The organism is Streptomyces sp. NPDC050147, assembly GCF_040660195.1.
GTDB lineage: Bacteria > Actinomycetota > Actinomycetes > Streptomycetales > Streptomycetaceae > Streptomyces.
On sequence record NZ_JBFALJ010000016.1, the window covers coordinates 148,696 to 174,757 of the forward strand.

Sequence of the window (26,062 nt, forward strand, 5' to 3'; positions counted from 1 at the left end):
GGGGCCGAGGCTCCGCACCGCATTACCGTGCAAGAGCAAGGGAGTTGCCCGAAGTGATTGTACGGAGTGCTTACGCGTCGGTACGCTCCGTATCTCATGCGACGTGATCAGCGCAGGGGCGACCACCGGATCAGCTCCCCCACGCAGTCCCCGAGGCCGGGGAACCTCCCACTGGACCTCAACGCGTTCGTCGGACGCTCCGCCGAACTCTCCGCTCTCGCGGTTATGTTGGAGGCGGCACGGCTGGTCACGGTGACCGGTGTGGGGGGCGTCGGCAAGACGCGCCTCGCCGTCCGGGCCGCCGCCGAGGCCGGGCCGCGCGACGGTGCCTGGCTGGTGGAGCTGGCCGGGGTCCGGGATCCGGACCTGGTGGAGCACACGGTCGCCGACGCGCTGCGTCTGACCGATCACACCCGCCGGCCGCCGCGCAAGGTGCTGCTCGACCATCTCGCCGAGCGGGAAGTCCTGCTCGTCGTCGACGGGTTCGAGCACCTGGTGGAGGCGTGCGCCTCGCTGGTGGGGGATCTGCTGCACCACTCCCCCGGGCTCCGTGTGCTCGCGGTGGGCCGTCGGCCGCTGGAGACTGCGGGCGAGCGGATCTTTCCGCTCGCGCCGCTGCCCACGCAGGACGCCACCGCGCTGTTCGCCGACCGTGCGGCGTCGGGGCTCCCCGGTTTCGCCCTGAACGAGGGGAACGAAGCCGACGTGACGGAGCTCTGCCGCCGCCTCGACGGGATTCCGCTGGCTGTGGAGCTGGCGGCGGGGCGGCTGCGGGCACTGTCGCCGGCGCAGCTGCTTGCCCGGCTCGACGACCGTTTCGCGCTGCTCACCGGGGTGCGGCGCGATGCACCGCCACGGCACCAGACCCTGCGTACGGCCATCGGCTGGAGCCATGAGCTGTGCACGTCGGACGAGCGCCTGCTGTGGTCGCGGCTCTCGGTGTTCTGCGGCCCTTTCGACCTGGAGGCGGTCGAGTACATCTGCAGCGGCAACGGACTGCACGCCGACGACGTGCTCGACGTACTGAGCGAACTGCTCGCGCAGTCCGTCGTGACCCGCGAGGAAGGGCCGGCGGGCGTCCGTTATCGCATGCTCGACACGGTCCGGGCGTACGGCGCCGAGTGGCTGGAGGCGACCGGCGACGCCGCTCGGATGCGGCGTCGGCACCGCGACTGGTACATGGGGCTCGCCACCTGGTGCGAGCTCGACTGGTTCTCGCCGCGCCAGGCGCGGGTCGCCGAGCTCGTCGACTGCGAACTGCCCAATTTGCGGGGCGCCCTGGAGTACTGCCTGACCGAGCCGGACGAGACGCATCTGGGCCAGTATCTGGCGGGCAGCCTGTGGTTCTACTGGGTGGGCTGCGGGCGGCTCGCGGAGGGGCGGCACTGGCTCGACCGCGCCCTCGAGCTGGACGGCGACCACGACGATTCCCGGCTCAAGGCGCTGTGGGTGCTCGGTTACGTCGCGGTCCTCCAGGGCGACACGGTCGCGGCGCTGGCTGCGCTGCAGGAGTGCAAGGACGAGGCGGAACGCACGGGAAGCGCCATCGCGACCGCGTACGCCGTGCATCGCATCGGCTGCCTCGCGCTCCTCGCCGACGACACGGAGCGTGCGGAAACCTTGCTGCGCTCGGCTCTCGAGCAGTACCGCGAGATCGGCGAACTGAACAGCAACGTCCTGATGGGCCAGGTCGAGCTGGCGATGGCCCTGGCCTTCCGCGGGGAGCTGGCCGACGCGGTGGAGCTCTGCGAGGACGTACGCCAGGTCTGCGAGGACCACGGCGAGCGCTGGACCCTCGCGTACGCCCTCTATGTCCTCGGTTTCGCGGCGTGGACGCGCGGTGAGGCGGCGCGGGCCCGCGATCTGGTCATGCGGTGCCTGGCGCTCGACCACGCCTTCCACGACCTCCTCGGCACGGTGCTCGCGATCGAGCTGCTCGCCCTGTTCACCGTGGTGGAGGGCGATCCGGCCGAGGCCGCGGTCCTGCAGGGCGCCGCGTCCCGCATCTGGCCTTCGGTGGGCCTTCCGCTGTTCGGCTCCGGAAACTTCGGCGGGCCGCACGCGCTGTGCGAGCGGCAGGCTCGCGAGCAGCTCGGCGACGCGCGCTACGAGGAGTGCGTGGCCGTCGGCACCCGGCTCGCCCCTGACGCTGCGGTGTCACGGGCCCTGGGCACCGACCCCGGGAGCAACGCGAAAACCCGCCGCCTGCCCCACCACGAAGGGAGGGCGGGCGACGGGCTGAAGCAGGGAGAGCTACGTCCGGGTCAGCGGGCGTAGTACTCGACGACGAGCTGCTCGTCGCAGATCACGGGGATCTCCTTGCGGTTCGGGTCACGGTCCAGACGGAAGGCCAGGGCCTTCAGGTTGACCTGGAGGTAACGCGGGATCTCGCCGTCGGGGGCGAAGCCGCCCTCACGGGAGACCTGGAACAGCGGCTTCTCGCGGCTGCGCTCGCGGACCATCACGACGTCGTCGGGACGGACGCGGAACGACGGCTTGTCGACCTTGCCGCCGTTGACCTCGATGTGGCCGTGGCTGACCATCTGACGGGCCTGGTAGATCGTGCGGGCGATGCCCGAACGCAGGATCAGGGCGTCGAGGCGGCGCTCGAGCTCGATGACCAGGGCCTCGCCAGTCTTGCCTTCGGCCTTCTTGGCGCGGTCGTAGGCACGGGCCATCTGCTTCTCGCTGATGTCGTACTGCGCGCGCAGACGCTGCTTCTCGAGCAGACGGACCTTGTAGTCCGAGTTCTGCTTGCGCCCACGGCCGTGCTCGCCCGGCGGGTAGGGGCGGGCCTCGAAGTACTTGACGGCCTTCGGGGTCAGCGCGATGCCGAGGGCACGCGACTTCTTGACCTTGGGGCGGGACTGGTTCGGCATGAACCAACCTCTCTGTTCAATGTGAAATCGGCTTCACCAGGGTTAGGGGAGGTCGCAATCCGCAGCCTGGGAAACCCGTCGGATCCGGTGGTTCTGGTTCCGGCGGGCAGCCGCTCCCTGGTCTGGGCACTATGTGCAGCACGCGAGTGGCCCACCGACCGCTTCCCGGAGTACGAGATGGTGGTGGGCTGCCCGCGACACCTTCGACGGTGCGCGACGCTCCTGGAGATCCCTGGACGGTGAGGTCCGGGGCTCCGGCTGGATGTCCCGTTCTGGTGGTGTCCGGTACGAGACCGGACACGGGACGCAGCACTCCGGGCAAGTGTACCGGGTGACGGGGGGTGCCTCAGCCGCAGGCCGGGGACGAGCCGCGACGGGCGGGGCTACTCGCCCTTGAGCCGTTCGCGCACCCTCTCGACCACGTCCGCGTACCGCGCCTCGGCGCCGTAGCGCGTGGGTTGGTAGTAACGCTTGGCGGCGACGGCGTCCGGTGCGTACTGCTGGGCGGCGATCGCGCCCGGCACGTCGTGCGGGTAGACGTAGCCCTGGGCGTGGCCGAGCTTGGCCGCTCCCTTGTAGTGCCCGTCGCGCAGGTGGGGCGGGACGGGGCCGGCGAGGCCCGCGCGGACGTCCGCCTGGGCGGACTGGATGGCGATCGTCGCGGCGTTCGACTTCGGGGCCAGGGCGAGGGCGATCGTCGCGTGGCTGAGGGTGAGCGCGGCCTCCGGGAAGCCGATCATGGCGACGGCCTGGGCGGCGGCGACCGCCGTGGGCAGCGCCGTGGGGTCGGCGAGGCCGATGTCCTCGCTCGCGGAGATCATCAGGCGGCGGGCGATGAAGCGGGGGTCCTCGCCCGCCTCGATCATCCGGGCCAGATAGTGCAAAGCCGCGTCCACGTCCGAACCGCGGATGGACTTGATCAGGGCGCTCGCGACGTCGTAGTGCTGGTCGCCGTCACGGTCGTACTTCACGGCCGCGCGGTCGACCGACTCCTCCAGGGACTGGAGGGTGATCTCCTTCTCCCCCTTGGCGAGGGCCGAGCCCGCACCCGCCTCCAGGGCGGTGAGCGCGCGCCGGGCGTCGCCGCCGGAGATCCGCAGGAGGTGCTCCTCGGTGTCCTCGGGCAGCTCGACCGCGCCGCCCAGGCCCCGCTCCTCGGTGAGCGCCCGGCGCAGCAGACCGCGCAGGTCGTCATCGGTGAGGGGTTCGAGGGTGAGGAGGAGGGAGCGGGACAGGAGCGGGGAGATGATCGAGAAGTACGGGTTCTCGGTCGTCGCCGCGATCAGCGTCACCCAGCGGTTCTCGACGGCGGGCAGCAGGGAGTCCTGCTGGGCCTTGCTGAAACGGTGGATCTCGTCCAGGAAAAGGACAGTCTCCTTGCCGTGACCGCCCATGGCCCTGCGGGCACCCTCGATGACCGCACGTACTTCCTTCACGCCCGCGGTGATCGCGGAGAGCTCCACGAAGCGCTTGTTCGTGGCTTTGGAGACCACGTACGCAAGGGTCGTCTTGCCGATGCCCGGCGGCCCCCAGAGGAACACCGACGACGGTCCCGCCGGTCCTCCCCCGCCTTCGCCGACCAGCCTGCGCAGGGGCGAGCCCTGCTTCAGCAGATGCTGCTGGCCGACGACTTCTTCGAGGGTGCGCGGGCGCATCCGGACAGCCAGGGGACTCGTCGAAGGGTCCTTCTCCTGGCGGTCCTCGGCAGCTGCGGTGAACAGATCGGGCTCCACGCTTCGAACCCTACGTCAGCCCACTGACAACGCCTTCGCCGCTGTCAGCTGGTCCAGAAGTCCCACCAGCGCGTGAGGATCAGCATGCCGATGATGCCGATGTGCAGCACCGGAAGGACCCAGGTGAACTCGCTGAAGAACGTACGCAGCCAGGAGGGCGCGGGCAGGAAGCCGTTGCGCACGTTGAACGACGTCACGTACCAGAACATGATGATCGTGGCGACCCAGGCCAGGCAGCACCACAGGCACAGCGAGTTGATCTCGTACAGCGACTGGTACTGCAGCCACGTGCAGAAGCCGACGCCGAAGAGCGTGCCCGCGTTCAGCGTCAGCCAGTACCACCGCGGGAAGCGCGCACGGCCCAGCAGGCTCATCCCGACGCAGATCACGGCCGCGTACGCCGCGAGACCCAGCATCGGGTTCGGGAACCCGAAGACCGACGCCTGCTCGCTCGTCATGATGTTGCCGCAGGAGACCACCGGGTTGAGGCTGCACCCCGGAGTGAAGTCCGGGTCCTGAAGGAGCTTGAACTTGTCCAGCGTGATGACCCACGCCGCGAGCAGCCCCGCGGCACCCGTGATCACCAGAAGCAGCGCGAACGCACGGCTCCCGCCGACACCGCGTGGCGCGTCCGCGTCCCTTCCCCCATGATCGCGATCGTGCTCGGAGGGGCGGCTTCCGTTTGCCGGGGTCGTCTTGCTCATCACGCCGTTCCGTCGCTTGGGGGGCCTGGGGGCAGGGACATTGTGCCGCACGCGCGCGGGTGTCCACCGTTCGATGGACATAAGGAGGTACGCACGAAGGTCCCGGAGCGTTCGGTTTCGCCCGGGACAGCGAAGGGCTCCGGGAGCCGCAACGGCGCCCGGAGCCCTTCGTCTTCGTTCGGCGCTAGGCCAGCTTCCCCTTGAGGACGGCCACGATCTCATCCACCGCGACAGCGTCCTGCTCTCCGGACTCCATGTCCTTGAGCTGTACGACACCCTCGGCGAGGTCCCGCTCACCGGCGACGATGGTGAAGCGCGCGCCGCTGCGGTTGGCGTTCTTCATGGCTCCCTTGAGGCCCTTCCCGCCGTACGAGAAGTCCGCCGCGACGCCCGCCCTGCGCAGCTCCGTCACCTTGGAGAACAGCACCCGGCGCGCCTCGTCGCCCAGCGGCACCGCGAACACACTGGTCGCCGACGGCAGTTCGAGCTCCACGCCCTCCGCCTCCAGGGCCAGGACCGTACGGTCCACGCCGAGCGCCCAGCCGACCGAGGGCAGCGAGGGGCCGCCGATCATCTCGGACAGGCCGTCGTAGCGGCCACCGCCGCCCACCGCGGACTGTGAGCCGAGGCCGTCGTGGACGAACTCGAAGGTCGTGCGCGTGTAGTAGTCCAGGCCGCGGACCAGCTTCTCGTCGTCCTCGAAGGCGACGCCCGCCGCCGTGATCAGCTCGCGCACCTGCTCGTGGTACGCCTTGCACGCGTCGCACAGGTAGTCGCGCAGCATCGGGGCGCCGACCAGCTGCTTCTGGACGTCGGCGCGCTTGTCGTCCAGGACCCGCAGCGGGTTGATGTCGATACGTCGACGTGTCTCCTCGTCCAGGTCGAGTCCGCGCAGGAAGTCCTGCAGCGCGGCGCGGTAGACGGGGCGGCACTCCTTGTCGCCCAGCGAGTTCAGCAGGATGCGGAACTGCTTCAGGCCCAGGGCGCGGTACGCCTGGTCGGCGAGGATGATCAACTCGGCGTCCAGAGCCGGATCCTCGGCGCCGATCGCCTCGGCGCCGACCTGCGAGAAGTGGCGGTAGCGGCCCTTCTGCGGGCGCTCGTAGCGGTAGTACGAGCCGGAGTACCAGAGCTTGACGGGGAGGTTGCCCGCCTTGTGCAGGTTGGCCTCCAGGGCCGCGCGCAGCACGGAAGCGGTGCCTTCGGGACGCAGGGCGAGCTGGTCGCCGCCCTTGGTCTCGAAGGCGTACATCTCCTTGGAGACGATGTCGGTGGACTCGCCGACACCGCGCGAGAACAACGCGACCTCTTCAAACCCGGGTGTCTCTACGTAGCCGTACCCGGAGTTCCGCAGGGGCGCGGCGATGGCCTCGCGCACCGCCAGGTACTTCGCCGAGTCCGGAGGCAGGAGGTCGTACGTGCCCTTAGGGGCCTTGAAGGTGCTCACGGGTTTTCTCTCGTCACATTCCTCGTCGGGGAGCGTCGGCTCCCAGGCCGGCGGCCACCTGGCGCAGATACGGGTTGGTGGCGCGCTCACGGCCGATGGTCGTGTGCTCGTTGTGACCGGGCAGGACCACGGTCGAGTCGTCGAGCGGCAGGCACACACGCGCCAGCGATTCGAGCATCTCGTCGTGCGATCCGCCGGGCAGGTCGGTGCGGCCGATGGAGCCGGCGAAGAGCAGGTCGCCCGAGAAGAACACCGAGGGGACCTCGGCGGACTCGGGCAACTGGAACGTCACCGACCCCTTCGTATGCCCCGGCGCGTGCGCGACGGAGAAGTCCAGACCGGCGAGCTTCAGCCGAGCGCCGTCGGCCAGCTCCTTGACGTCGGAGGGCTCCCCCACGGTCAGCTCGCCGAGCAGCTGCGCGCCGAAGGAACGGCCTATGGCCTTCTCCGGGTCGCTCATCATGTACCGGTCCTCGGGGTGGATCCACGCGGGCACGTCGTGCGCGCCGCAGACCGGGACGACCGAGGCGACATGGTCGATGTGGCCATGGGTGAGGACGACCGCGACGGGCTTGAGCCGATGCTTCTTGAGCGCGTCCTCGACTCCCTCGGCGGCCTGGTGGCCCGGGTCGATGATCACGCACTCCTCGCCTGCGGCGGGGGCGACCAAGTAGCAGTTGGTGCCCCAGGCCCCGGCGGGAAACCCGGCAATGAGCACGATCGTCCTTCGTTCGTAGTCCGGCGGAGGTGACCGCGCGGGATCGCGGCAGATCAGAGCCTACCGGCGCTCCCGATTCCACAGCTAACCCATATACGGTACGGGGCACACAGAAGCGGTCATCCACACAGAGGAGAGAGAACCCGGTGGTCAGCAACGATCAGCGGCGGCGTCAGCTCGCCCGGGAGAAGTTCTTGCGGCAGCAGCAGCGCCGGGAGGCCGCGCAGCGCAGGGCGCGGATGCGCAACGCGGTGATCGCCTCGGCCCTCGCGGTGGTCGTGGCCGGTGGCGCGGTGTCGTACGCGGCGGGAGCCTTCGAGGACGACGGGAAGTCCGAGAACACGGCGAACGCGAGCCCCACCACCAAGGCGGACCCCTGCGAGAAGCCCGCGAGCGGCAAGGTGAAGCCGCTCAGCTTCAAGAAGGAACCGAAGCTCACGATCGACAAGTCGGCGGACTACGCGATGAAGCTCGCCACCACCTGCGGCGACATCGACCTGAACCTGTCGGCGGCCAAGGCCCCGCACACGGTCAACTCCTTCAACTTCCTGGTGAACAAGGGCTACCTCGACCACACCAAGTGCCACCGGCTCACCGCGGGCGGCATCTACGTCCTGCAGTGCGGCGACCCGAAGGGCACCGGCGAGGGCGGCCCCGGCTACTCGATCCCGGACGAGAACCTGAAGGACAAGCGCCTGAAGGGGAACGTGTATCCGGCGGGTACGGTCGCGATGGCCAACCAGTACAACGCCCAGGAGAAGAAGGGCCGCGACACCGGCGGCAGCCAGTTCTTCCTGGTCTACCAGGACAGTCAGCTCCCGCCCGACTACACACCGTTCGGGACCATTTCCGATTCCGGGATGAAGGTGCTCAAGAAGATTGCCGACGCCGGCGAGAGCACCGGCCAGGGCGACGGCGCCCCGAACGCGACGGTCGTCATCAACAAGGCGACCGTGTCGAAATCCTGACCGCCGGGAGGCAAACTTCGGACGCGCGGGGTGCGGACAGCCGCCCCGCCGGTCGCCTATGTTGGCGGTGACGAAACTGTGGACGATGCCGGGGGCCACGAGGCCCTGCGCAGGCATCATGTGGAGGAGGCGCTGTGAGCAGCGACCCGTGGGGCCGCGTCGACGAGACGGGGACCGTGTACGTGCGCAAGGCCGACGGCAGCGAGCGCGAGGTCGGTTCGTGGAAAGCGGGATCTCCTGACGAGGCCCTCGCCTACTTCGAGCGCAAGTACGACGGTCTGGTCGTCGAGATCGGACTTCTCGAGCGCCGGGTGAAGACGACCGACCTGTCGGCCAAGGACGCCATGACCGCCATCGACCACCTGCGCCAGCAGGTGGACGAGGCGCACGCGGTCGGCGATCTGGACGCCCTGAGCACGCGCCTGGACAAGCTCGTCGAGACCGTCGACGAGCGCCGTGAAGAGCGCAAGGTCCAAAAGGCGAAGCAGTCGGACGAGGCGAGGCACGCCAAGGAGGCGCTGGTCGTCGAGGCCGAGGAGCTCGCCCAGAGCGAGCAGTGGCGGGCGGCGGGCGAGCGTCTTCGCGCCCTGGTGGACACCTGGAAGGGTCTGCCGCGCCTGGACCGCAAGTCGGACGACGAGCTGTGGCACCGCTTCTCGCATGCCCGCTCGGCGTTCTCCAAGCGGCGCAAGGCCCACTTCGCCTCGCTGGACGCTCAGCGCGAGGAGGCCCGCAAGACCAAGGAGAAGCTGGTCGGCGAGGCCGAGGCCCTCTCCAACTCGACCGACTGGGGTCCCACGGCCGCGCGGTACCGCGACCTGATGACCGAGTGGAAGGCCGCGGGCCGCGCCCAGCGCGAGCACGAGGACGATCTGTGGAACCGCTTCCGCGGCGCCCAGGACGTGTTCTTCGCGGCGCGCAGCTCGGTCTTCGCGGAGCGGGACGCCGAGCAGACGGAGAACCTGAAGCTGAAGGAGGAGCTGGCCGAGGAGGCCGAGAAGCTCGTCCCGGTCAAGGATCTCAAGTCGGCGCGCGCGGCCTTCCGTACGCTCAACGAGCGCTGGGAGGCCATCGGCCACGTCCCGCGTGACGCGCGCCCGAAGGTCGAGGGCCGGATGCACGCGGTGGAGCGTGCCCTGCAGGAGACCGAGGAGGTCGAGTGGCGCCGGACGAACCCTGAGGCACGCGCTCGGGCCGAGGGCCTGACCGGTCAGCTGCAGGCCGCGGTCGACAAGCTGGTCGAGCAGATCGACAAGGCGCGCGCCGCGGGCAACAACGCCAAGGCCGACAAGCTCCAGAAGGAGCTCGACGGTCGGCAGGCTCTCCTGGACCAGGCGCTCAAGGGTCTGCACGAGTTCGGCGGCTGACACGGCGTCTCGACACCCATGGGTCCGCCCCGGCGCTGAAGCGCCGGGGCGGACCCATGGGTGCGACGAAGGTCAGGGCCTGCGCGCCGACGTCACGCGGTAGACGTCGTAGACACCCTCGACGCCCCTGACCGCCTTGAGCACATGGCCCAGGTGCTTGGGATCACCCATCTCGAAGGTGAAGCGCGAGGTGGCGACCCGGTCGCGGGAGGTCTGGACGGCCGCGGACAGGATGTTCACGTGCTGGTCCGACAGGATGCGCGTCACGTCGGAGAGCAGCCGCGAGCGGTCGAGGGCCTCGACCTGGATGGCGACCAGGAAGACCGACGACTGGGTGGGCGCCCACTCGACTTCCAGGATCCGCTCGGGCTCGCGGGAGAGCGAGTCGACGTTCACACAGTCGCTGCGGTGGACCGATACGCCGCTTCCGCGCGTGACGAAGCCGATGATCGGGTCCCCCGGCACCGGTGTACAGCAGCGGGCGAGCTTGACCCAGACGTCCTCGACGCCCTTGACGACGACACCGGGGTCGGCGTTGGCGCGGCGCTTGCTGCGGCTGCGCGAGGGCGGTGTGCTCTCGGCGATGTCCTCGTTGGCGGCCTCCTCGCCGCCGAGCGCCTGGACGAGCTTCTGCACGACGGACTGCGCGGTGACGTGGCCTTCGCCGATCGCCGCGTAGAGGGACGAGATGTCGGGGTAGCGCATCTCGTGCGCGAGGGTGACCAGGGAGTCGCCCGTGAGGATGCGCTGGATCGGCAGGTTCTGCTTGCGCATGGCGCGCGCGATGGCGTCCTTGCCCTGCTCGATGGCCTCGTCGCGGCGCTCCTTGGAGAACCACGCCCGGATCTTGTTGCGCGCCCGCGGTGACTTGACGAAGCCGAGCCAGTCGCGGGACGGGCCCGCGCCCGCCGCCTTGGAGGTGAAGACCTCCACCAGGTCGCCGTTGTCCAGGGTCGATTCGAGCGGCACGAGCCGTCCGTTGACCCGGGCCCCTATGGTGCGGTGGCCGACCTCGGTGTGCACCGCGTACGAGAAGTCGACCGGCGTCGCGCCCGCCGGGAGCGCTATGACGTCGCCCTTCGGCGTGAAGACGAAGACCTCGTTGCGCGACAGGTCGAAGCGCAGCGACTCCAGGAACTCGCTGGGGTCCTCGGTCTCCTTCTGCCAGTCGAGGAGTTGGCGCAGCCACGCCATGTCGTTGAGGTGGTCGTCCTTGCCGCCGGCCTTCCTCGGCACGTCGGTGCGCACCTTCGAGGCGCCGGCGACGGCCTCCTGCTTGTACTTCCAGTGCGCGGCGATGCCGTACTCGGCGCGGCGGTGCATGTCGAACGTACGGATCTGGAGCTCCACGGGCTTGCCGTTGGGGCCGATGACCGTCGTGTGCAGCGACTGGTACATGTTGAACTTCGGCATCGCGATGTAGTCCTTGAACCGGCCGGGGACCGGATTCCATCGCGCGTGGACGGTGCCGAGTGCGGCATAACAGTCGCGGACAGTGTCGACGAGTACCCGGATACCCACCAGGTCATAGATCTCTGCGAAGTCGCGGCCTCGCACGATCATCTTCTGGTAGACGCTGTAGTAGTGCTTCGGGCGGCCGGTGACGGTGGCCTTGATGCGGGCGGCGCGCAGATCGGCCTGGACCTCGTCGGTCACTATGGCCAGGTACTCGTCGCGCTTGGGGGCGCGCTCGGCGACGAGGCGGACGATCTCGTCGTACATCTTGGGGTAGAGGATCGCGAAGGCGAGGTCCTCCAGCTCCCACTTGATGGTGTTCATGCCCAGGCGGTGCGCCAGCGGAGCGTAGATCTCCAGGGTCTCGCGGGCCTTCTTCTCCTGCTTCTCGCGCTTGAGATACCGCATCGTGCGCATGTTGTGCAGGCGGTCGGCGAGCTTGATGACCAGGACGCGGGGGTCCTTGGCCATGGCGACGACCATCTTGCGCACGGTCTCGGCCTGGGCGGCCTCACCGAACTTGACCTTGTCCAGCTTGGTGACGCCGTCGACGAGCAGGGCGACCTGGTCGCCGAAGTCGCGCTTGAGGGTGTCCAGGCCGTACTCGGTGTCCTCGACGGTGTCGTGCAGGAGCCCGGCCATCAGGGTGGCCGGGTCCATGCCGAGCTCGGCGAGGATGGTCGTCACGGCGAGGGGGTGCGTGATGTACGGATCACCGCTCTTGCGCTTCTGGCCGCGGTGCCAGCGCTCGGCGACCTGGTAGGCGCGCTCGATCTGGCGCAGCGTCGCCGTCTCGATCTTGGGGTCGTTGCTGCGCACTATCCGCAGCAGCGGCTCGAGGACCGGGTTGTACGGGTTCGAACGCTGGACGCCGAGGCGGGCCAGGCGGGCGCGCACGCGGTTGGAGGAGCCTGAGCGCTCGTTCTTGGCGGCGGTGGGGCGTGGCGTGGGCGTCGTGCTGCCCGCGCGGGCCTCGGTGGGGGGCTTGGGGCGCGAAGGATCGGCGGCCGACCTGTCACGGGCGGCGCCGGCGCCCGGCGTGCTCGGCGCGGACTTGATGCCCGGGGGCGTGCTCTCCCGCTTCGCCGGCGTCGCGCCCGTGGCGGGCGGCGTGCTCTTCGCGGGCACGGCAGCGGAGGCCGCCGCCGCGCTCTTGGCCTGCTCCGCGGCCTTGGCGGCGGTGAGTGCCTTGGACTCGTCTGGCAAGAGGCGCTCCCTGTGCGCGATCCGGGTCCCCCGGTCAGGCCCCGAAGAACCCATGGTATCGATCCTGGACCTTCGACTCCCCTTCAGCCCGTGAGACTGCTCACTACTGGAGAAACACCTGGGGCGGGCGCCGGATTCCTCCGGGCCCGTCTCAAGGTGTGCGTGGTGGCTGCTCAGACGGTGAGGAGGGCCTCCAGCGGGGCGCCCTCCAGGGCCGTCTCCAGCTTGGCGCGGCCCCCGAGGAAGCCGAGCTCCATCAGAACCGCCACACCGGCGACCTGGGCGCCCGCACGGCGGATGAGCCGCAGGGACGCCTCGGCGGTGCCGCCGGTCGCCAGGACGTCGTCGATGACCATGACGCGGTCGTCGGCGGCGAGGTCCTCGGCGTGCACCTCGATCTCTGCGCTGCCGTACTCCAGGTCGTAACGCTGGCTGAGCGTCGCTCCGGGGAGCTTGCCCGCCTTGCGTACGGGGATGAAGCCGAGCCCGGCGCGCAGCGCGGCCGGGGCGCCCAGGATGAAGCCGCGGGCCTCCAGACCGACGATCTTCGTGGCGCCGTGCCGCACCGCGAGGTCGGCGAGGGCCTCGGTCAGCGCGGCGAAGGCCCGCGGGTCCGCCAGGAGCGGCGTGATGTCCTTGAACATCACGCCGGGCTCCGGGTGATCGGGAACGTCCCGGATACGACTGAGCAGAAGTTCCTGTACCTGGGTCATCTGCCCGCCTCGTTGTTGTGGATTCGAACGTCTTGTTCGTCGCGGCGAGTCACTTTAGCAAAAACGATGCCCCCTCCCCGCTCGCGCCCACCCGCTGTTCCGGCTGGTGGACCGCTTCGAGCAACTAGTGCAGTTTTAAACGGAGTTAACGAGCAAACCTCAGACTTTGCTCAAGTTACTGGAGCCGAAAAGCGACCGCATGGCAAGATCATCCGCGACCGCCCCTTCTCGGGGCTAAAACGGAGGAACAGTGCATATCTCTCGCAAGATTGCCACTGGGGTCGTACCCCTCGTGGCGATGACCGCGCTCGCCGGGGCGGCGTCTCCCGCAGGCGCCACCACCGCGAAGACCACCAAGAGCGCATCGGTCACGACCATGGCCAGCTGCAACGGCTGGCAGAACGCCGGCGGTGTCGCGGGCCGCTGGACGAAGTCCAAGGACCCGTGCTCGCTGTGGGGGCACAAGGGCTTGAAGGTGCGCTACCGCTGGGCGGCGGAGCGCGGTACCCCCTGCATCAAGGTCAAGGGCTTCAAGTACAACAAGTCGACGAAGAAGTACGTGGCCAAGTGGTACAACGCCGGCTGCGGCAAGAGCGGGTTCATCAAGAACGTGCCCTGGGGGAACGTCGCGGCGCATCCCGAGATCAAGATCAAGGGCTTCTCGCTGCTCAAGTGGCAGTAAGCCTCGTCAGCTCCTGAGCAGCACAAAAGCACGGGCCCCGCTCCTCACAGGAGGAGCGGGGCCCGTGCTTTGGTGCTGCTGTCGAAGCCGGTGGCCCGGCTCGGTCAGCGGCGCTTCCCCGAGGGACGACCACGACCGCGGCCGCGGGGCTGCTGCTGGTTACCGCGCTGGCCGCCGACCACTCCGGCAGCCGCCGGGATGTCGTCAGTCGGCTCTTCACCGTCATGCAGCGGCGCCTCGGTGGCCAGCGACTCGCCCTTGGCAGCGGCAGACGCCCGCTTGGCGAGCACCCGCTTCTTCAGGGCCTTCATCGCCGGCTCACGCTCCTTGAGGTCGGCGACGAGCGGAGTGGCGATGAAGATCGAGGAGTACGCTCCGGCCGCGAGACCCACGAAGAGCGACAGCGAGATGTCGTTCAGCATGCCCGCGCCGAGCGCACCGCCACCGATGAACAGAAGGCCCGCCACCGGAAGGAGCGCGACCACCGTGGTGTTGATGGAACGCACCAGGGTGCTGTTGATCGACCGGTTGGCGATCTCGCTGTAGGTGAACCTCGTCTGCTTGGCCGCCTCCTTGCCCTGCTCCTTGAGCGAGTCGAAGACGACGACCGTGTCGTAGAGCGAGTAACCGAGAATCGTCAGCAGACCGATCACGGTGCCCGGGGTGACCTCGAAGCCGACCAGGGAGTAGATACCGACCGTGATGGTGATGTCATGGATCAGGGCGACCAGTGCCGCGGCGGCCATCCGCCACTCGAAGGCGATCGCCAGATAGATCACGCACAGGACGAGGAAGACACCGAGGCCTGTCCAGGCCTTGTTGGCGATCTGCTCACCCCAACTGGGGCCGACCAGATCCGCATTGATGTCCTTCGCCGGGACGCCGAGGTCCTTGGCGAGCTCTTCCTTGATCTGGTCGGACTTGTTCGTGTCCACGCCCGAGATCTGGACACGCATCGTGTCGTTGCCGAGCTTCTGGACGATGGCCTGGTGTCCCGAGGCCTCCTCCGCCGACTCCTGGGCATGCTCGACCGAGGCCGCGGTCTTCGGCGTGGTGAAGACCGCGCCACCCTTGAACTCGATGCCCATGTTGAGGCCTTGGACGGCCAGAGCGACGATCGCCGTGATGGTGATCAGGATAGAGACGCCGTACCAGATCTTCCGCTTGCCGATGAAGTCGTAGCCGACTTCGCCGTGGAAGAGCCGGGCGCCGAGGTTGCCGAGCTTCGACATCTCACGCCTCCTTCGGGTCGGAGCCAGCGGGACCAGGGGTACGGCGGGTGCGGCGCAGCGGAGGCTTGGCACCTAGCCGCGACGGGTCGATCCCGGACCACTTGTGGCCGCTCGCGAAGAACTTCTTGCGGGCCATGATCGTCATCAGCGGCTTGGTGAAGAGGAAGACCACCACGACGTCGAGCAGAGTGGTCAGACCGAGCGTGAACGCGAAGCCCTGCACCTTGCCCACGGTGACGACGTACAGCACCGCGGCGGCGAGGAAGGACACGAAGTCCGAGACGAGGATGGTGCGCCGGGCACGCGGCCAGGCCCGCTCGACGGCGGGGCGCAGCGTACGGCCCTCGCGGATCTCGTCCCGGATGCGTTCGAAGTACACGATGAACGAGTCCGCGGTGATACCGATCGCAACGATCGCACCACACACCGCCGGCAGGTTCAGTGCGAAGCCGATGGCAGGACCGAGCAAGGTCATGATCGTGTACGTGAGGATGCCGGAGGCTACGAGGCTCAGCAGTGCGATGAAGGCCAGGCCTCGGTAGTACGCCACGAGGTAGATGACGACCAGCGCCAGACCGATGGCACCGGCGATCAGACCGGCGCGCAGCTGCTCGCCGCCGAGCGCCGCGGTCACGGTGGTGACGCTGTCCTCGTGGAAGGTGAGCGGCAGGGCGCCGTAGGACAGCATGTTCGCCAGGTCCTTGGCCGACTCCTGGGTGAAGCTGCCGCTGATCTCGGCGTTCGAGCTCAGCTGCGAGGTCACGCGCGGGGCCGAGACGACCTCACCATCGAGAACGATCGCGAACTGGTTCTGCGGCTCGCTCTGCTTCATCAGCTTGCCGGTGGTCGCGGCGAAGTCCTTGGAGCCCTTCTTGCTGAAGTCCATCGTGACGATCCAGATGCCACGCTCGGGGTCGAGCACGGCCTTGGCGTCCTTGACGTCCTTGCCCTCGACCTCGGCCGGGCCCAGGACGTACTTCTCCCACTGGCCGGCGCTGTTCTTGCCACAGGCCGCCATCGGTTCGCTCGGCTTGATGCCTTCGGTCGCCTTGGTCCGGCTGCTCTGCTTGGTGCAGTCGAGCGCGGTGAACTTCTCCTGCAACTCCTTCGTGGCCGCGTCCGCCGAAGGGGTCGGCGACGGGGCGTCGCTGCCCTCGGGCTTGTCCGAGCCCTTGGGCGACGGAGTGGGGTCGGCCTTCAGGGCGTCGGTGACGGCACGGCCCTTAGGGCTCTCCGTCGGGCCGGGCGAGGACGCCGTGTCCTTGCCGTCCTTGTCAGCCGCGTCACCCTTGTCACCCTTGCCGTCCTTGTCGGTCGCCTTCGGCGACTCGGACGGGCTGGCGGAGGGATCGGGGGTCGGCGCTCCGGCCGCCACCGTCATCACGGGACGGAAGTAGAGCTGAGCGGTCGTGCCGACCTGCTCGCGCGCCTGCTTCTGGTTCGTCCCCTTGGGGATGTTGACGATGATGTTGCGGTCGCCCTGAGTCTGGACCTCAGCCTCGGAGACACCGAGCCCGTTGACACGGCGCTCGATGATGCCCACCGCCGTGTCCATGTTGGTCTTGTTGACCGCATTGGGCTTGCCGGGCTCGCTCTTGGCGCCGAGCGTGATGCTCGTACCGCCCGCGAGGTCGATGCCCAGGCGCGGCGTGGTGTGACCGGAGAGGAACATTCCCCCGGTGAGCGCCACCATGGCGATGAGGATCAGGACCAGGGAACGGCCCGGCCTCCCCTGACCGCTCTGCCTCCGGCCCTTCTTCGGTGCTGCCACCTTCTCGTTTCTCCCTGTCCAACCGCCTGGACCCCATTACGTGCCGAGGGCGGCCATGAAGTGGTGTCGAGACCCGTCACGAGACCCACGCACCGCGGGGGCCGTGGCCGCGCAGGCCGCGCGCCACGAACCCCGGTCGTGGTTACTTCGTGCCGGACTCGCCGTCGGTCTTCTTCGGCTCGGCGTCGTCGGCCTTGGGGGCGCTGTCCGCGTCCTTCTTGCCGAGGTCGATGGGCGAGTCGTCGGAAGCGTCGGCGGCGGGCTCGTCGGTCTCGGTGAGGGAGGAGGCGTCGTCCGGGACGACGGGGTCGTCCGACTTCACGGCACTCGTGCCGTGGATGATGCGGTTGTACTCGTCGTCCTCGAGGACGGCGCCCACGGAGTTCTTCGCGTAGAACGCGTGCACACCAGGGGCCACCTCAAGGAGGACGGCGTCGTCGTGAACCTCCTTGACGGTGGCGTACATGCCCCCGATCGTGCGGACGCCGGTGCCGGGCTGCATCTCATTGCGCATCTGCGCGGCCGCCTGCTGCTTCTTCTTGGCGGAGCGCGTCATCAGGAACATGGCCCCGATGAGCACGATGAAGGGGAGGAGGGTCACGATATTCACGGGACGGAGTTTCCTTCGCATGACCGCGCAGATAAGCGGCCTGATGGACGGGGGTGGGCTCGCCGCCCGCAAGGGCGGCATCGGCGGAGTCTAAGCGAGTCCGCACCTAACGAACAACGCTCAGCATGGCACCGCAGTTCCTGACCGGGCGAGTACGCGCGCCGTCACGCCCCGAACAGGTCCCCTTGTCCGATTCCGCCCGCCTGCCGTGGCGGAACAAGGCCGAGATGCGCCCATGCGGCGGGCGTCCCGACCCGGCCGCGGGGGGTACGCGCGAGCAGTCCCTCCCGTACCAGGAAGGGCTCGGCGACCTCCTCGACCGTCTCCCGCTCCTCCCCCACGGCGACGGCGAGCGTCGACAGGCCGACGGGCCCGCCGCCGAAGAGCTTGAGCAAAGCCTCCAGGACCGCGCGGTCGAGGCGATCGAGACCGCGGCCGTCCACCTCATAGACCTTCAGGGCGGCGCCCGCGATGTCCTTGTCGATCACACCGTCGGCCTTGACCTGCGCATAGTCCCGTACGCGGCGCAGCAGGCGGTTGGCGATACGGGGCGTGCCGCGCGAGCGCCCGGCGATCTCGGCGGCTCCGGCCGGGTCGATCTCCACGTCGAGCAACTGCGCGGAGCGGTGGATCACGCGCTCGAGCTCGGCGGGTTCGTAGAACTCCATGTGCGCGGTGAAGCCGAAGCGGTCGCGCAGCGGCGGCGGCAGCAGGCCCGCCCTCGTGGTGGCGCCGACCATGGTGAAGGGCGGCAGCTCCAGCGGGATGGCCGTGGCGCCGGGGCCCTTACCGACGATCACGTCGACGCGGAAGTCCTCCATCGCCATGTAGAGCATCTCCTCGGCGGGCCGGGACATCCGGTGGATCTCGTCGAGGAAGAGCACCTCCCCTTCCTGGAGGGAGGACAGGATCGCCGCGAGGTCGCCCGCGTGCTGGATGGCGGGGCCGCTGGTGATGCGCATCGGGGCACCCATCTCGGCCGCGATGATCATCGAGAGGGTGGTCTTGCCGAGGCCGGGGGCGCCGGAGAGCAGGACGTGGTCGGCGGTGGCGCCCCGGGCGCGAGCGGCGCGCAGGACGAGGTCGAGCTGCTCGCGCACCTTTTCCTGGCCGATGAACTCACCCAGGTCCTTGGGGCGCAGGGCGGCTTCCACCGCCTGGTCCTCGCCGTCGGCGGACGCACCGACCAGCCGCTCGGCCGCACCGGCAGCTTCGTCGGTCGTGTCGTCCCAGTTCATGCGGTGTGCCTCGCGATGCGGTTCAGGGGATGTGGCCGGATGGTGCGGTCGCCCGGAGGGCTAGCGGGTGCGGTTCAGGGTTTGCAGCGCCGCCTTGAGGAGCTGGCCCACCTGCGGCTTCTCGGACGCCTCGGCCTGCGGGGTGACGGCGGCGACGGCTTCGTCGGCCTCCCGTGACGCGTACCCGAGGCCGATCAGCGCCGCGTGCAGCTGATCGCTCCAGCCGGAGGTGACAGGGGTGCCGATGGCGGGGCCACCCGTGCCGAGGGGCTCGCCGAGGCGGTCCTTGTACTCCAGGAGCAGCTTCTGGGCGCCCTTCTTGCCGATGCCCGGGACCGCGGTGAGCGCCTTCTCGTCACCGGTGGCGACCGCGCGACGCAGGGCGTCCGGGCTGTGCACGGCGAGCATGGCCAGCGCGAGGCGCGGTCCGACGCCGCTCGCGGTCTGCAGGAGTTCGAAGGTCTGGCGCTCGTCGTCGTCCGCGAAGCCGTACAGGGTGAGGGAGTCCTCGCGGACGACGAGCGAGGTGGCGAGCTTGGTCTGCTGACCGATGCGCAGGGTGGAGAGCGTGTTCGGTGCGCACTGGATGGCCATGCCGACACCGCCGACCTCGACCACCGCGGCATCGGGGGCGAGGGCGGCGACGGGGCCGCTGACGAAGGCGATCATGCGGTACGGCCTTTCTGTGCTGACTGGGCTGTGGAGGTGCGCGACGCGTGCAGGGCTGCGGCCTGCTGGAGCCGGTTCTGGGTGGCGACGGCCTGCTGGAGCCGGTTCTGAGCGGGGGCGCGCCAGATGTGGCAGATGGCGAGGGCGAGTGCGTCCGCGGCGTCGGCGGGCTTGGGCGGTGCGTCGAGCCGCAGGAGGCGGGTGACCATCGCGCCGACCTGGGCCTTGTCCGCGCGGCCGTTGCCGGTGACGGCGGCCTTGACCTCACTCGGCGTGTGCAGGGCGACGGGGATGCCGCGGCGGGACGCGCAGAGCATGGCCACGGCGCTCGCCTGAGCGGTGCCCATGACCGTACGTACGTTGTGCTGGCTGAACACCCGCTCCACGGCGAGGACTTCGGGATCATGCTCGTCGAGCCACTGCTCGATGCCCCGCTCGATGGCGACCAGACGGTGACCGAGCTCCGCGTCGGCGGGCGTACGGACGACGCCGACCGCGCGCATGGTCAGCGGGCGTCCGGCGACTCCGTCGACGACCCCCACACCGCACCGGGTGAGCCCGGGGTCCACCCCCAGTACGCGCATGCGCGTCCCTCCCCTCGTCGCGGCGGCGATCTTTGACTTCGAGCCAGGCTATCCGCTGCCACCGACAACAGCGGCGGGCCGGTGGACGTGTGTCCCACCCGGCCCGCCGAAACCGCTCAACTCGCGGCAGCGCTACGCGTCGACCTTCTCCATGACCTCGTCGCTCACGTCGAAGTTGGCGAAGACGTTCTGGACGTCGTCGCTGTCCTCGAGCGCGTCGATCAGCTTGAAGATCTTCCGCGCGCCGTCCTCGTCCAGCTCGACCTGCATGGTCGGGACGAAGTTGGCGTCGGCCGAGTCGTACTCGATGCCGGCCTCCTGGAGCGCGGTGCGGACCGCGACCATGTCGGTGGCCTCGGAGAGGACCTCGAAGGACTCGCCGAGGTCGTTGACCTCTTCGGCGCCCGCGTCCAGGACCGCGCCCAGGACGTCGTCCTCGGACAGCTCACCCTTGGGGACGATGACGACGCCCTTGCGGTTGAAGAGGTACGAGACGGAGCCCGGGTCGGCCATGGAGCCGCCGTTGCGGGTCATCGCGACGCGTACGTCCGAAGCCGCGCGGTTGCGGTTGTCCGTGAGGCACTCGATGAGCACGGCGACGCCGTTCGGGCCGTAACCCTCGTACATGATCGTCTCGTAATCGGCGCCACCGGCTTCGAGACCGGCGCCGCGCTTGACCGCGGAGTCGATGTTCTTGTTCGGGACCGAGCTCTTCTTGGCCTTCTGGATGGCGTCGAAGAGGGTCGGGTTACCGGACACATCGGCGCCGCCCGTGCGGGCCGCGACCTCGATGTTCTTGATCATCTTCGCGAAGAGCTTGCCGCGCTTGGCGTCAATCACGGCCTTCTTGTGCTTCGTCGTAGCCCATTTAGAGTGGCCGGACATCTGCCTGTCTCCTTCGCGTTACCCAACTCTGTATCAACGCGGAGATCCTACTAGGAAGCCGCCGCCGCGGTCCCCCGCACCATCCCCACGAACAGTTCGTGCATGCGGTGGTCGCCCGTCAGCTCGGGGTGGAACGACGTCGCGAGCGCGTTGCCCTGACGCACGGCGACGATGTGTCCCTCGTGCTCGGCGAGCACCTCGACGCGGGCGCCGACCGACTCGACCCAGGGCGCGCGGATGAAGACGCCCTCCACGGGGGCACCGTCGATGCCGGCGATGTGGACGGCCGCCTCGAAGGACTCGTTCTGCCGTCCGAAGGCGTTGCGGCGCACGATCATGTCGATGCCGCCGAAGGTCTCCTGCTCGGAGCGCGGATCGAGGATCTTGTCGGCGAGCATGATCATGCCCGCGCAGGTGCCGTAGACCGGCATACCGGCGCGCACGCGCGCGCGCAGCGGCTCCGCGAGGCCGAACAAGGTGGCCAGCTTGGAGATGGTGGTGGACTCGCCGCCGGGGATGACCAGGCCGTCCACCTCGGCAAGCTCTTCGGGGCGCCTGACCGGCCTGGCCACGGCGTCCGTCGTGGCCAGGGCGACCAAGTGCTCCCGTACGTCGCCCTGGAGTGCCAGGACGCCGACTACAGGGGTGTCAGTCATCTACGTAGTGCCTTACCAGCCACGGTTCGCGTAGCGCTCGGCCTCGGGGAGGGTGTCGCAGTTGATGCCGACCATGGCCTCGCCGAGGTTGCGGGACGCGTCCGCGATGATCTTGGGGTCGTCGTAGAAGGTGGTGGCCTTCACGATGGCGGCGGCGCGGGCCGCCGGGTCGCCCGACTTGAAGATGCCGGAGCCGACGAAGACGCCCTCGGCACCGAGCTGGCGCATCAGGGCGGCGTCGGCGGGGGTGGCGACGCCACCGGCCGAGAAGAGCACCACCGGCAGCTTGCCCAGCTCGGAGACCTCCTTGACCAGCTCGTACGGGGCGCGCAGGTCCTTGGCCGCGGCGTACAGCTCGTTGTTGTCGAAGCCGCGCAGCTTGGCGATCTCGTTCTTGATCTGGCGCAGGTGGCGGACGGCCTCGACGACGTTGCCGGTGCCGGCCTCGCCCTTGGAGCGGATCATGGCCGCGCCCTCGGCGATGCGGCGCAGGGCCTCGCCCAGGTTGGTGGCGCCACACACGAACGGGGTCGTGAAGGCGAACTTGTCGCTGTGGTTGACCTCGTCGGCCGGGGTCAGGACCTCGGACTCGTCGATGTAGTCGACGCCGAGGGACTGGAGCACCTGGGCCTCGACGAAGTGGCCGATGCGGGACTTGGCCATGACCGGGATGGAGACGGCCTCGATGATCTCTTCGATCATGTTCGGGTCGGACATCCGGGCGACGCCGCCGTCCTTGCGGATGTCGGCGGGGACCCGCTCCAGCGCCATGACGGCGACCGCGCCCGCGTCCTCGGCTATCTTCGCCTGCTCGGCGTTGACGACGTCCATGATGACGCCGCCCTTGAGCTGCTCGGCCATGCCGCGCTTGACGCGCGCGGTGCCGGTCTCGGGCGACTGGTTGCTGCTGGGGAGGGTGCTGGACACGGAGTTGACCTCGCTCGCTGAAGACGGGTTCCTGCGTCTACGAGGAAACTCCTGGCGACCAGTCCACAGCAAGGGCCAATGGATGACCGGTGGCTCATTTTTCCCGGGCGCCCCTGGTCAGCGGCGTGCCCGGTGGCCTGTCCGGTCAGGGGGTCCGAGTCGGCGCATCAGGGGTTCTGAGTCGTCGCACGGTCGGCCAGCGCGACCGGCGGCTCGTCGTCCATCTCGAAGGCCATCGGGAACGGCGCGTGCCCCGCGAGATGGAACCAGCGGACCTTGCGGTGCCTGCGCAGGGCACGTGCCGCGCGTACGGAGTCGTTGTGGAACCGCCGGGCCATCGGCACCCTGCGGACGGCCGCGGCCAGCTCGGACGCCGCCTCGTCGCCGCCTGGCGCCTCGCGCACCATCTCGACCTGCTGCGTCTCGCCGAAGATCGCGCGCAGCGCCTGGCTGAGCTCGCTCTCGGCGACCTCACGGTGCTCCTCCTCGGCCTGCCGGGCCGCGTGCGCCGCCTCGTAGAGCACGATGGAGGCCGCCGGGTCGAGCACCCCCGAGGTGGCCAGCTCCTGGGCGACCGACGCCCGGCGCAGCAGCTGGGCGTCGAGAGCGGCGCGAGATGCGTCGATGCGGGCGTGCAGCCGGTCGAGGCGGCCCGCGGTCCAGCTCAGGTAGAGGCCGATCGCGAAGAGGGCTACCGCGATCCAGATCAGTGTCGAGGTCACCGGGGGAAGGCTAGTCGCACCGGCGGTGCCGGTTCACCGCCGGGCTCCCCGGCCCACGCCGGGCAACCCGCGCGAGGGAGCCCCGCGGGTGGTCAGTCCCGTGCGAGGCCGAACCGCGCCCGCAGACCGGAGCGCTCGTCGGCGGCCACCGCCGCGGCGCCGTCCGCCACCGTCTCGTACACCGAGAGGATGTCCGCGCCCACCGTCGACCAGTCGAAGCGGCGTACGTGCTTGCTGCCGCGCTCGCGCAGTTCCTCGCGGCGCTCGGGGTCGCCGAGGAGCCGCAGGGCCCCCGCGGCCAGCGAGTCCGCGTCCTCGTTGGTGAACAGGTCGCCCGCGACGCCGTGGTCGAGGACCTGCGCGAAGGCGTCCAGATCGCTGGCGAGTACGGGTGCGCCCGCCGAAAGCGCCTCGACGAGGATGATCCCGAAGCTCTCGCCGCCGGTGTTGGGAGCGACGTACACGTCGACGCTGGCCAGCAGCCGTGCCTTGTCCTCGTCGCTGACCATGCCGAGGAACTCCACGCGGTCGCGCATCTCGACGGGCAGCGAGGAGACGGCCTCGTGCTCGTCGCCACGGCCCGCGACGAGCAGCCGCGTGTCGGGGCGCTCGGCGAGGATTTTCGGCAGCGCCTTCATCAGCACCGGAAGACCCTTGCGCGGTTCGTCGATACGGCCGATGAAGCCGATCGTGTCTCCCTGCCACTGCGCCTTGGGCTCGACCTTGGCGAAGAAGTCGACGTCGACGCCGTTCGGAATGACGACCGCGTCGCCGCCCAGGTGCTCGACGAGCGTGCGGCGCGCGTACTCGCTCACCGCGATGCGCGCGCTGATCTTCTCCAGGGCGGGCTGCAGGATCGGATACGCCGCGATCATCGCCCGCGAGCGCGGGTTGGACGTGTGGAAGGTGGCGACGATCGGGCCCTGCGCCGCCCAGCAGGCGAGCAGCCCGAGCGAGGGTGAGGTCGGCTCGTGGATGTGGATGACGTCGAACGTGCCGTCGTGCAGCCAGCGGCGCACCCGCGCGGCCGACAGGAAGCCGAAGTTGAGCCGGGCCACCGAGCCGTTGTACGGCACGGGAACGGCTCGGCCCGCCGAGACGACGTACGGCGGAAGGGGGGTCTCGTCGTCCGCGGGGGCCAGGACGGACACCTCGTGCCCGAGACGGATCAGATGCTCCGCCAGGTCGCGGATGTGGAACTGGACGCCGCCCGGCACGTCCCAGGAGTAGGGGCAGACGATGCCGATCCTCACGGCGTGGTCCCCTCGGCGGGGCGCCCGGAACCGTCGGCGGGCCCCTTCGCGGGGTCGAGATCAGCGAGCCACAAGCGCTGCAGCATGTGCCAGTCCTCCGGATGGTCGGCGATACCCGTGGCGAAGGCGTCTGCCAGCGCCTGCGTCATGACAGACGTCTTCTCCGTGCGGGTACCTGTCTCGGGGACATCGATGGGGGCGTGAACACGCCCCTTCATGACGGGCGTCTCGTCATACCAGAGAGTGACAGGCAGGAACAGCGCCCCCGTGTGTTGCGCGAGCATCGCGGGCCCCGCGGGCATCCGCGCGGTGTCCCCGAAGAACTTCACCTCGACGCCGGAAGCCGAGAGGTCCCGGTCCGCGACGAGGCAGACCAGGCCGCCCGCGCGCAGCCGGCGCGCCAGGGTGCCGAAGGCGGAGCCGCCCTCGTGCGGCAGGACCTCCATGCCCAGGCCCTCGCGGTAGGCGACGAAGCGGTCGTACAGCGTCTCGGGCTTGAGCCGCTCGGCGACCGTCGTGAACGGCGTCTCCAGCTTCATGGTGGCCCACGCGCCCGCCAGGTCCCAGTTGCCCAGGTGCGGAAGGGCCAGCACGACACCCTTGCCGGCGGCGAGGCCGTCCGTCAGGTAGTGGAGGTCCTTGATGTCGACGCCTGCCTTGACGCGCTCCCGGCTCCACGACGGCAGCCGGAACGACTCCATCCAGTAGCGCAGGTACGAGCGCATGCCCGCCCTCGACAGCTCGCGCAGGCGCTCCGGGCTCGCGTCGGGCACCACGCGCGCGTAGTTCGCCTCGAGGCGCTGGACACCCTTGCCGCGGCGCTTCCACACGGCGTCGGCGATGGTCTGGCCGAGGCGCACCGCCACCGGTTCCGGGAGCTTCTTGACCGAGCTCCAGGCGGCTCCGTAGAGCGCGTCGGTCAGTCGGTCCTTCACGACGTGGCCTCACTGCCCTGCGCCGGGGCCTGCGGGGCCGCGTCCGCCTCGGCGGCCTCCTTGCGCACGGTGACGACGCGCTGGATGAGCGTGACGAGGCTGCCCACGGCGACGATCCACAGGGCGATGGGCAGCAGTACGTCGATGCCGGGGACCCCGAACTTGTGCAGCCCCGCGAGGCCCGCGGCCACCAGTGAGATCACCAGGCGCTCCGCGCGCTCCACCAGGCCGTTGACGGCGACGGGCAGGCCGATCGCCTCGCCCCGTGCCTTGGTGTACGAGACCACCTGGCCGCTGGCCAGGCAGAAGATGGAGACGGCGCACAGGATGTCGTTGTCGCCCGAGCCCGCGTACCAGAGCGCGAGGCCGCCGAAGACCGCACTGTCGGCGACCCGGTCGAGCGTCGAGTCCAGGAAGGCTCCCCAGCGGCTGGAGCGTCCCAGCTGCCGCGCCATGTTCCCGTCGACGAGGTCGGAGAACACGAAGAGCGTGATGACGATCGTGCCCCAGAAGAACTCGCCGCGGGGGAAGAAGACCAGCGCGCCCGCCACCACACCGGCCGTGCCGATGAACGTGACCGCGTCGGGGCTCACGCCGCGACGGATGAGAAACGCGGCGAACGGTGTGAGAACACGCGTGAAGAATGCACGCGCGTACTTGTTCAGCATGGCCTTCCCGGGGGGTCGGTGAGCCGCGCGGCCCTGTTGG

General features: G+C 69.4%; 24 protein-coding genes. 4 read left to right on the forward strand and 20 right to left on the reverse strand.

The annotated features are described in order from the left end of the window. The first annotated feature begins 96 nt into the window (after positions 1–96). Entirely contained in the window at positions 97–2,277 is a 2,181-nt protein-coding gene (locus AB0I94_RS24375; RefSeq protein ID WP_363311740.1) for a regulator, read from the forward strand. Here the strand turns inward: AB0I94_RS24375 and rpsD are convergent. From rpsD to AB0I94_RS24400, 5 genes are all read right to left on the reverse strand, one after another. Continuing rightward, positions 2,265–2,879, reverse strand: coding sequence for a 30S ribosomal protein S4 (gene rpsD, locus AB0I94_RS24380; protein ID WP_160503779.1), 615 nt, complete (start codon positions 2,877–2,879; stop codon positions 2,265–2,267). The two genes, AB0I94_RS24375 and rpsD, sit on opposite strands and share 13 nt — an antisense overlap. 383 nt (positions 2,880–3,262) lie before the next feature. After that, positions 3,263–4,612 (reverse strand): replication-associated recombination protein A, encoded by a 1,350-nt coding sequence (locus AB0I94_RS24385; RefSeq protein WP_361834509.1) that lies wholly within the window; start codon positions 4,610–4,612, stop codon positions 3,263–3,265. A 44-nt stretch (positions 4,613–4,656) separates the two neighbouring features. Next, positions 4,657–5,316: a vitamin K epoxide reductase family protein gene (locus AB0I94_RS24390; protein WP_363311741.1), complete on the reverse strand. Its 660-nt coding sequence runs from the start codon at positions 5,314–5,316 to the stop codon at positions 4,657–4,659. Positions 5,317–5,500: 184 nt separating this feature from the next. Next, on the reverse strand, positions 5,501–6,763 hold the full coding sequence (hisS, locus tag AB0I94_RS24395; protein WP_363311742.1) for a histidine--tRNA ligase: 1,263 nt from the start codon (positions 6,761–6,763) through the stop codon (positions 5,501–5,503). Positions 6,764–6,776: 13 nt separating this feature from the next. Further along, positions 6,777–7,481 (reverse strand): MBL fold metallo-hydrolase, encoded by a 705-nt coding sequence (locus AB0I94_RS24400; RefSeq protein WP_363311743.1) that lies wholly within the window; start codon positions 7,479–7,481, stop codon positions 6,777–6,779. A gap of 146 nt (positions 7,482–7,627) precedes the next feature. On the opposite strand from AB0I94_RS24400, the gene AB0I94_RS24405 reads away from it, so the two are divergent. Beyond that, positions 7,628–8,449 carry a peptidylprolyl isomerase gene (locus AB0I94_RS24405; protein ID WP_363311744.1) on the forward strand — a complete coding sequence of 274 codons (822 nt, stop codon included), beginning with the start codon at positions 7,628–7,630 and terminating at the stop codon, positions 8,447–8,449. A gap of 134 nt (positions 8,450–8,583) precedes the next feature. Then, entirely contained in the window at positions 8,584–9,816 is a 1,233-nt protein-coding gene (locus AB0I94_RS24410) for a DUF349 domain-containing protein (protein ID WP_363311745.1), read from the forward strand. Positions 9,817–9,888: 72 nt separating this feature from the next. On the opposite strand, the gene AB0I94_RS24415 is transcribed toward AB0I94_RS24410, so the two are convergent. After that, positions 9,889–12,477: a RelA/SpoT family protein gene (locus AB0I94_RS24415; RefSeq protein WP_363311746.1), complete on the reverse strand. Its 2,589-nt coding sequence runs from the start codon at positions 12,475–12,477 to the stop codon at positions 9,889–9,891. Between the two features lie 173 nt (positions 12,478–12,650). Next, positions 12,651–13,190: an adenine phosphoribosyltransferase gene (locus AB0I94_RS24420; RefSeq protein ID WP_363311747.1), complete on the reverse strand. Its 540-nt coding sequence runs from the start codon at positions 13,188–13,190 to the stop codon at positions 12,651–12,653. Positions 13,191–13,488: 298 nt separating this feature from the next. Between AB0I94_RS24420 and AB0I94_RS24425 the strand changes: the two genes are divergently transcribed. After that, positions 13,489–13,872: a hypothetical protein gene (locus AB0I94_RS24425; RefSeq protein ID WP_363311748.1), complete on the forward strand. Its 384-nt coding sequence runs from the start codon at positions 13,489–13,491 to the stop codon at positions 13,870–13,872. A 104-nt stretch (positions 13,873–13,976) separates the two neighbouring features. On the opposite strand, the gene secF is transcribed toward AB0I94_RS24425, so the two are convergent. The 13 genes from secF to pgsA all read right to left on the reverse strand — a co-directional run bounded on the left by secF (position 13,977) and on the right by pgsA (position 26,022). Continuing rightward, positions 13,977–15,104, reverse strand: coding sequence for a protein translocase subunit SecF (gene secF / locus AB0I94_RS24430; protein WP_363311749.1), 1,128 nt, complete (start codon positions 15,102–15,104; stop codon positions 13,977–13,979). 1 nt (position 15,105) lies between these two features. Then, positions 15,106–16,875, reverse strand: a complete 1,770-nt coding sequence (gene secD / locus AB0I94_RS24435) for a protein translocase subunit SecD (protein WP_363311750.1) — start codon at positions 16,873–16,875, stop codon at positions 15,106–15,108. Positions 16,876–17,017: 142 nt separating this feature from the next. Then, entirely contained in the window at positions 17,018–17,485 is a 468-nt protein-coding gene (gene yajC / locus AB0I94_RS24440; RefSeq protein ID WP_363311751.1) for a preprotein translocase subunit YajC, read from the reverse strand. A gap of 164 nt (positions 17,486–17,649) precedes the next feature. Further along, positions 17,650–18,723, reverse strand: a complete 1,074-nt coding sequence (ruvB, locus tag AB0I94_RS24445) for a Holliday junction branch migration DNA helicase RuvB (RefSeq protein ID WP_363311752.1) — start codon at positions 18,721–18,723, stop codon at positions 17,650–17,652. Between the two features lie 60 nt (positions 18,724–18,783). Continuing rightward, a complete protein-coding gene (gene ruvA / locus AB0I94_RS24450; protein WP_363311753.1) occupies positions 18,784–19,392 on the reverse strand; it encodes a Holliday junction branch migration protein RuvA in 609 nt (202 codons plus the stop codon). Next, positions 19,389–19,976, reverse strand: a complete 588-nt coding sequence (gene ruvC, locus AB0I94_RS24455) for a crossover junction endodeoxyribonuclease RuvC (protein WP_363311754.1) — start codon at positions 19,974–19,976, stop codon at positions 19,389–19,391. Before ruvC ends, ruvA begins: the two co-directional genes overlap by 4 nt. Before the next feature lie 132 nt (positions 19,977–20,108). Next, complete coding sequence (locus AB0I94_RS24460) at positions 20,109–20,861, reverse strand: YebC/PmpR family DNA-binding transcriptional regulator (protein WP_363210989.1); 753 nt, start codon at positions 20,859–20,861, stop codon at positions 20,109–20,111. 50 nt (positions 20,862–20,911) lie between these two features. Further along, positions 20,912–21,517, reverse strand: a complete 606-nt coding sequence (gene pdxT / locus AB0I94_RS24465) for a pyridoxal 5'-phosphate synthase glutaminase subunit PdxT (protein WP_363311755.1) — start codon at positions 21,515–21,517, stop codon at positions 20,912–20,914. Between the two features lie 12 nt (positions 21,518–21,529). Then, complete coding sequence (gene pdxS, locus AB0I94_RS24470) at positions 21,530–22,444, reverse strand: pyridoxal 5'-phosphate synthase lyase subunit PdxS (RefSeq protein WP_160503800.1); 915 nt, start codon at positions 22,442–22,444, stop codon at positions 21,530–21,532. A 167-nt stretch (positions 22,445–22,611) separates the two neighbouring features. Continuing rightward, a complete protein-coding gene (locus AB0I94_RS24475) occupies positions 22,612–23,166 on the reverse strand; it encodes a hypothetical protein (RefSeq protein WP_363311757.1) in 555 nt (184 codons plus the stop codon). Positions 23,167–23,258: 92 nt separating this feature from the next. Beyond that, entirely contained in the window at positions 23,259–24,419 is a 1,161-nt protein-coding gene (locus AB0I94_RS24480) for a glycosyltransferase family 4 protein (protein ID WP_363311758.1), read from the reverse strand. Beyond that, a complete protein-coding gene (locus tag AB0I94_RS24485) occupies positions 24,416–25,354 on the reverse strand; it encodes a phosphatidylinositol mannoside acyltransferase (RefSeq protein WP_363311759.1) in 939 nt (312 codons plus the stop codon). The genes AB0I94_RS24480 and AB0I94_RS24485 overlap by 4 nt, the downstream gene beginning before the upstream one ends. Continuing rightward, a complete protein-coding gene (gene pgsA / locus AB0I94_RS24490) occupies positions 25,351–26,022 on the reverse strand; it encodes a phosphatidylinositol phosphate synthase (RefSeq protein WP_363311760.1) in 672 nt (223 codons plus the stop codon). The genes AB0I94_RS24485 and pgsA overlap by 4 nt, the downstream gene beginning before the upstream one ends. Positions 26,023–26,062 lie beyond the last annotated feature (40 nt).

Coding starts and splice junctions, on each gene's coding strand:
- AB0I94_RS24375 (WP_363311740.1), top strand. CDS start 97: ATGCGACGTGATCAGCGCAGGGGCGACCACCGGATCAGCTCCCCCACG.
- rpsD (WP_160503779.1), bottom strand. CDS start 2,879: ATGCCGAACCAGTCCCGCCCCAAGGTCAAGAAGTCGCGTGCCCTCGGC.
- AB0I94_RS24390 (WP_363311741.1), bottom strand. CDS start 5,316: ATGAGCAAGACGACCCCGGCAAACGGAAGCCGCCCCTCCGAGCACGAT.
- AB0I94_RS24420 (WP_363311747.1), bottom strand. CDS start 13,190: ATGACCCAGGTACAGGAACTTCTGCTCAGTCGTATCCGGGACGTTCCC.
- AB0I94_RS24425 (WP_363311748.1), top strand. CDS start 13,489: ATGACCGCGCTCGCCGGGGCGGCGTCTCCCGCAGGCGCCACCACCGCG.
- secF (WP_363311749.1), bottom strand. CDS start 15,104: ATGTCGAAGCTCGGCAACCTCGGCGCCCGGCTCTTCCACGGCGAAGTC.
- ruvB (WP_363311752.1), bottom strand. CDS start 18,723: ATGAACTGGGACGACACGACCGACGAAGCTGCCGGTGCGGCCGAGCGG.
- ruvA (WP_363311753.1), bottom strand. CDS start 19,392: ATGATCGCCTTCGTCAGCGGCCCCGTCGCCGCCCTCGCCCCCGATGCC.
- ruvC (WP_363311754.1), bottom strand. CDS start 19,976: ATGCGCGTACTGGGGGTGGACCCCGGGCTCACCCGGTGCGGTGTGGGG.
- AB0I94_RS24460 (WP_363210989.1), bottom strand. CDS start 20,861: ATGTCCGGCCACTCTAAATGGGCTACGACGAAGCACAAGAAGGCCGTG.
- pdxT (WP_363311755.1), bottom strand. CDS start 21,517: ATGACTGACACCCCTGTAGTCGGCGTCCTGGCACTCCAGGGCGACGTA.
- pgsA (WP_363311760.1), bottom strand. CDS start 26,022: ATGCTGAACAAGTACGCGCGTGCATTCTTCACGCGTGTTCTCACACCG.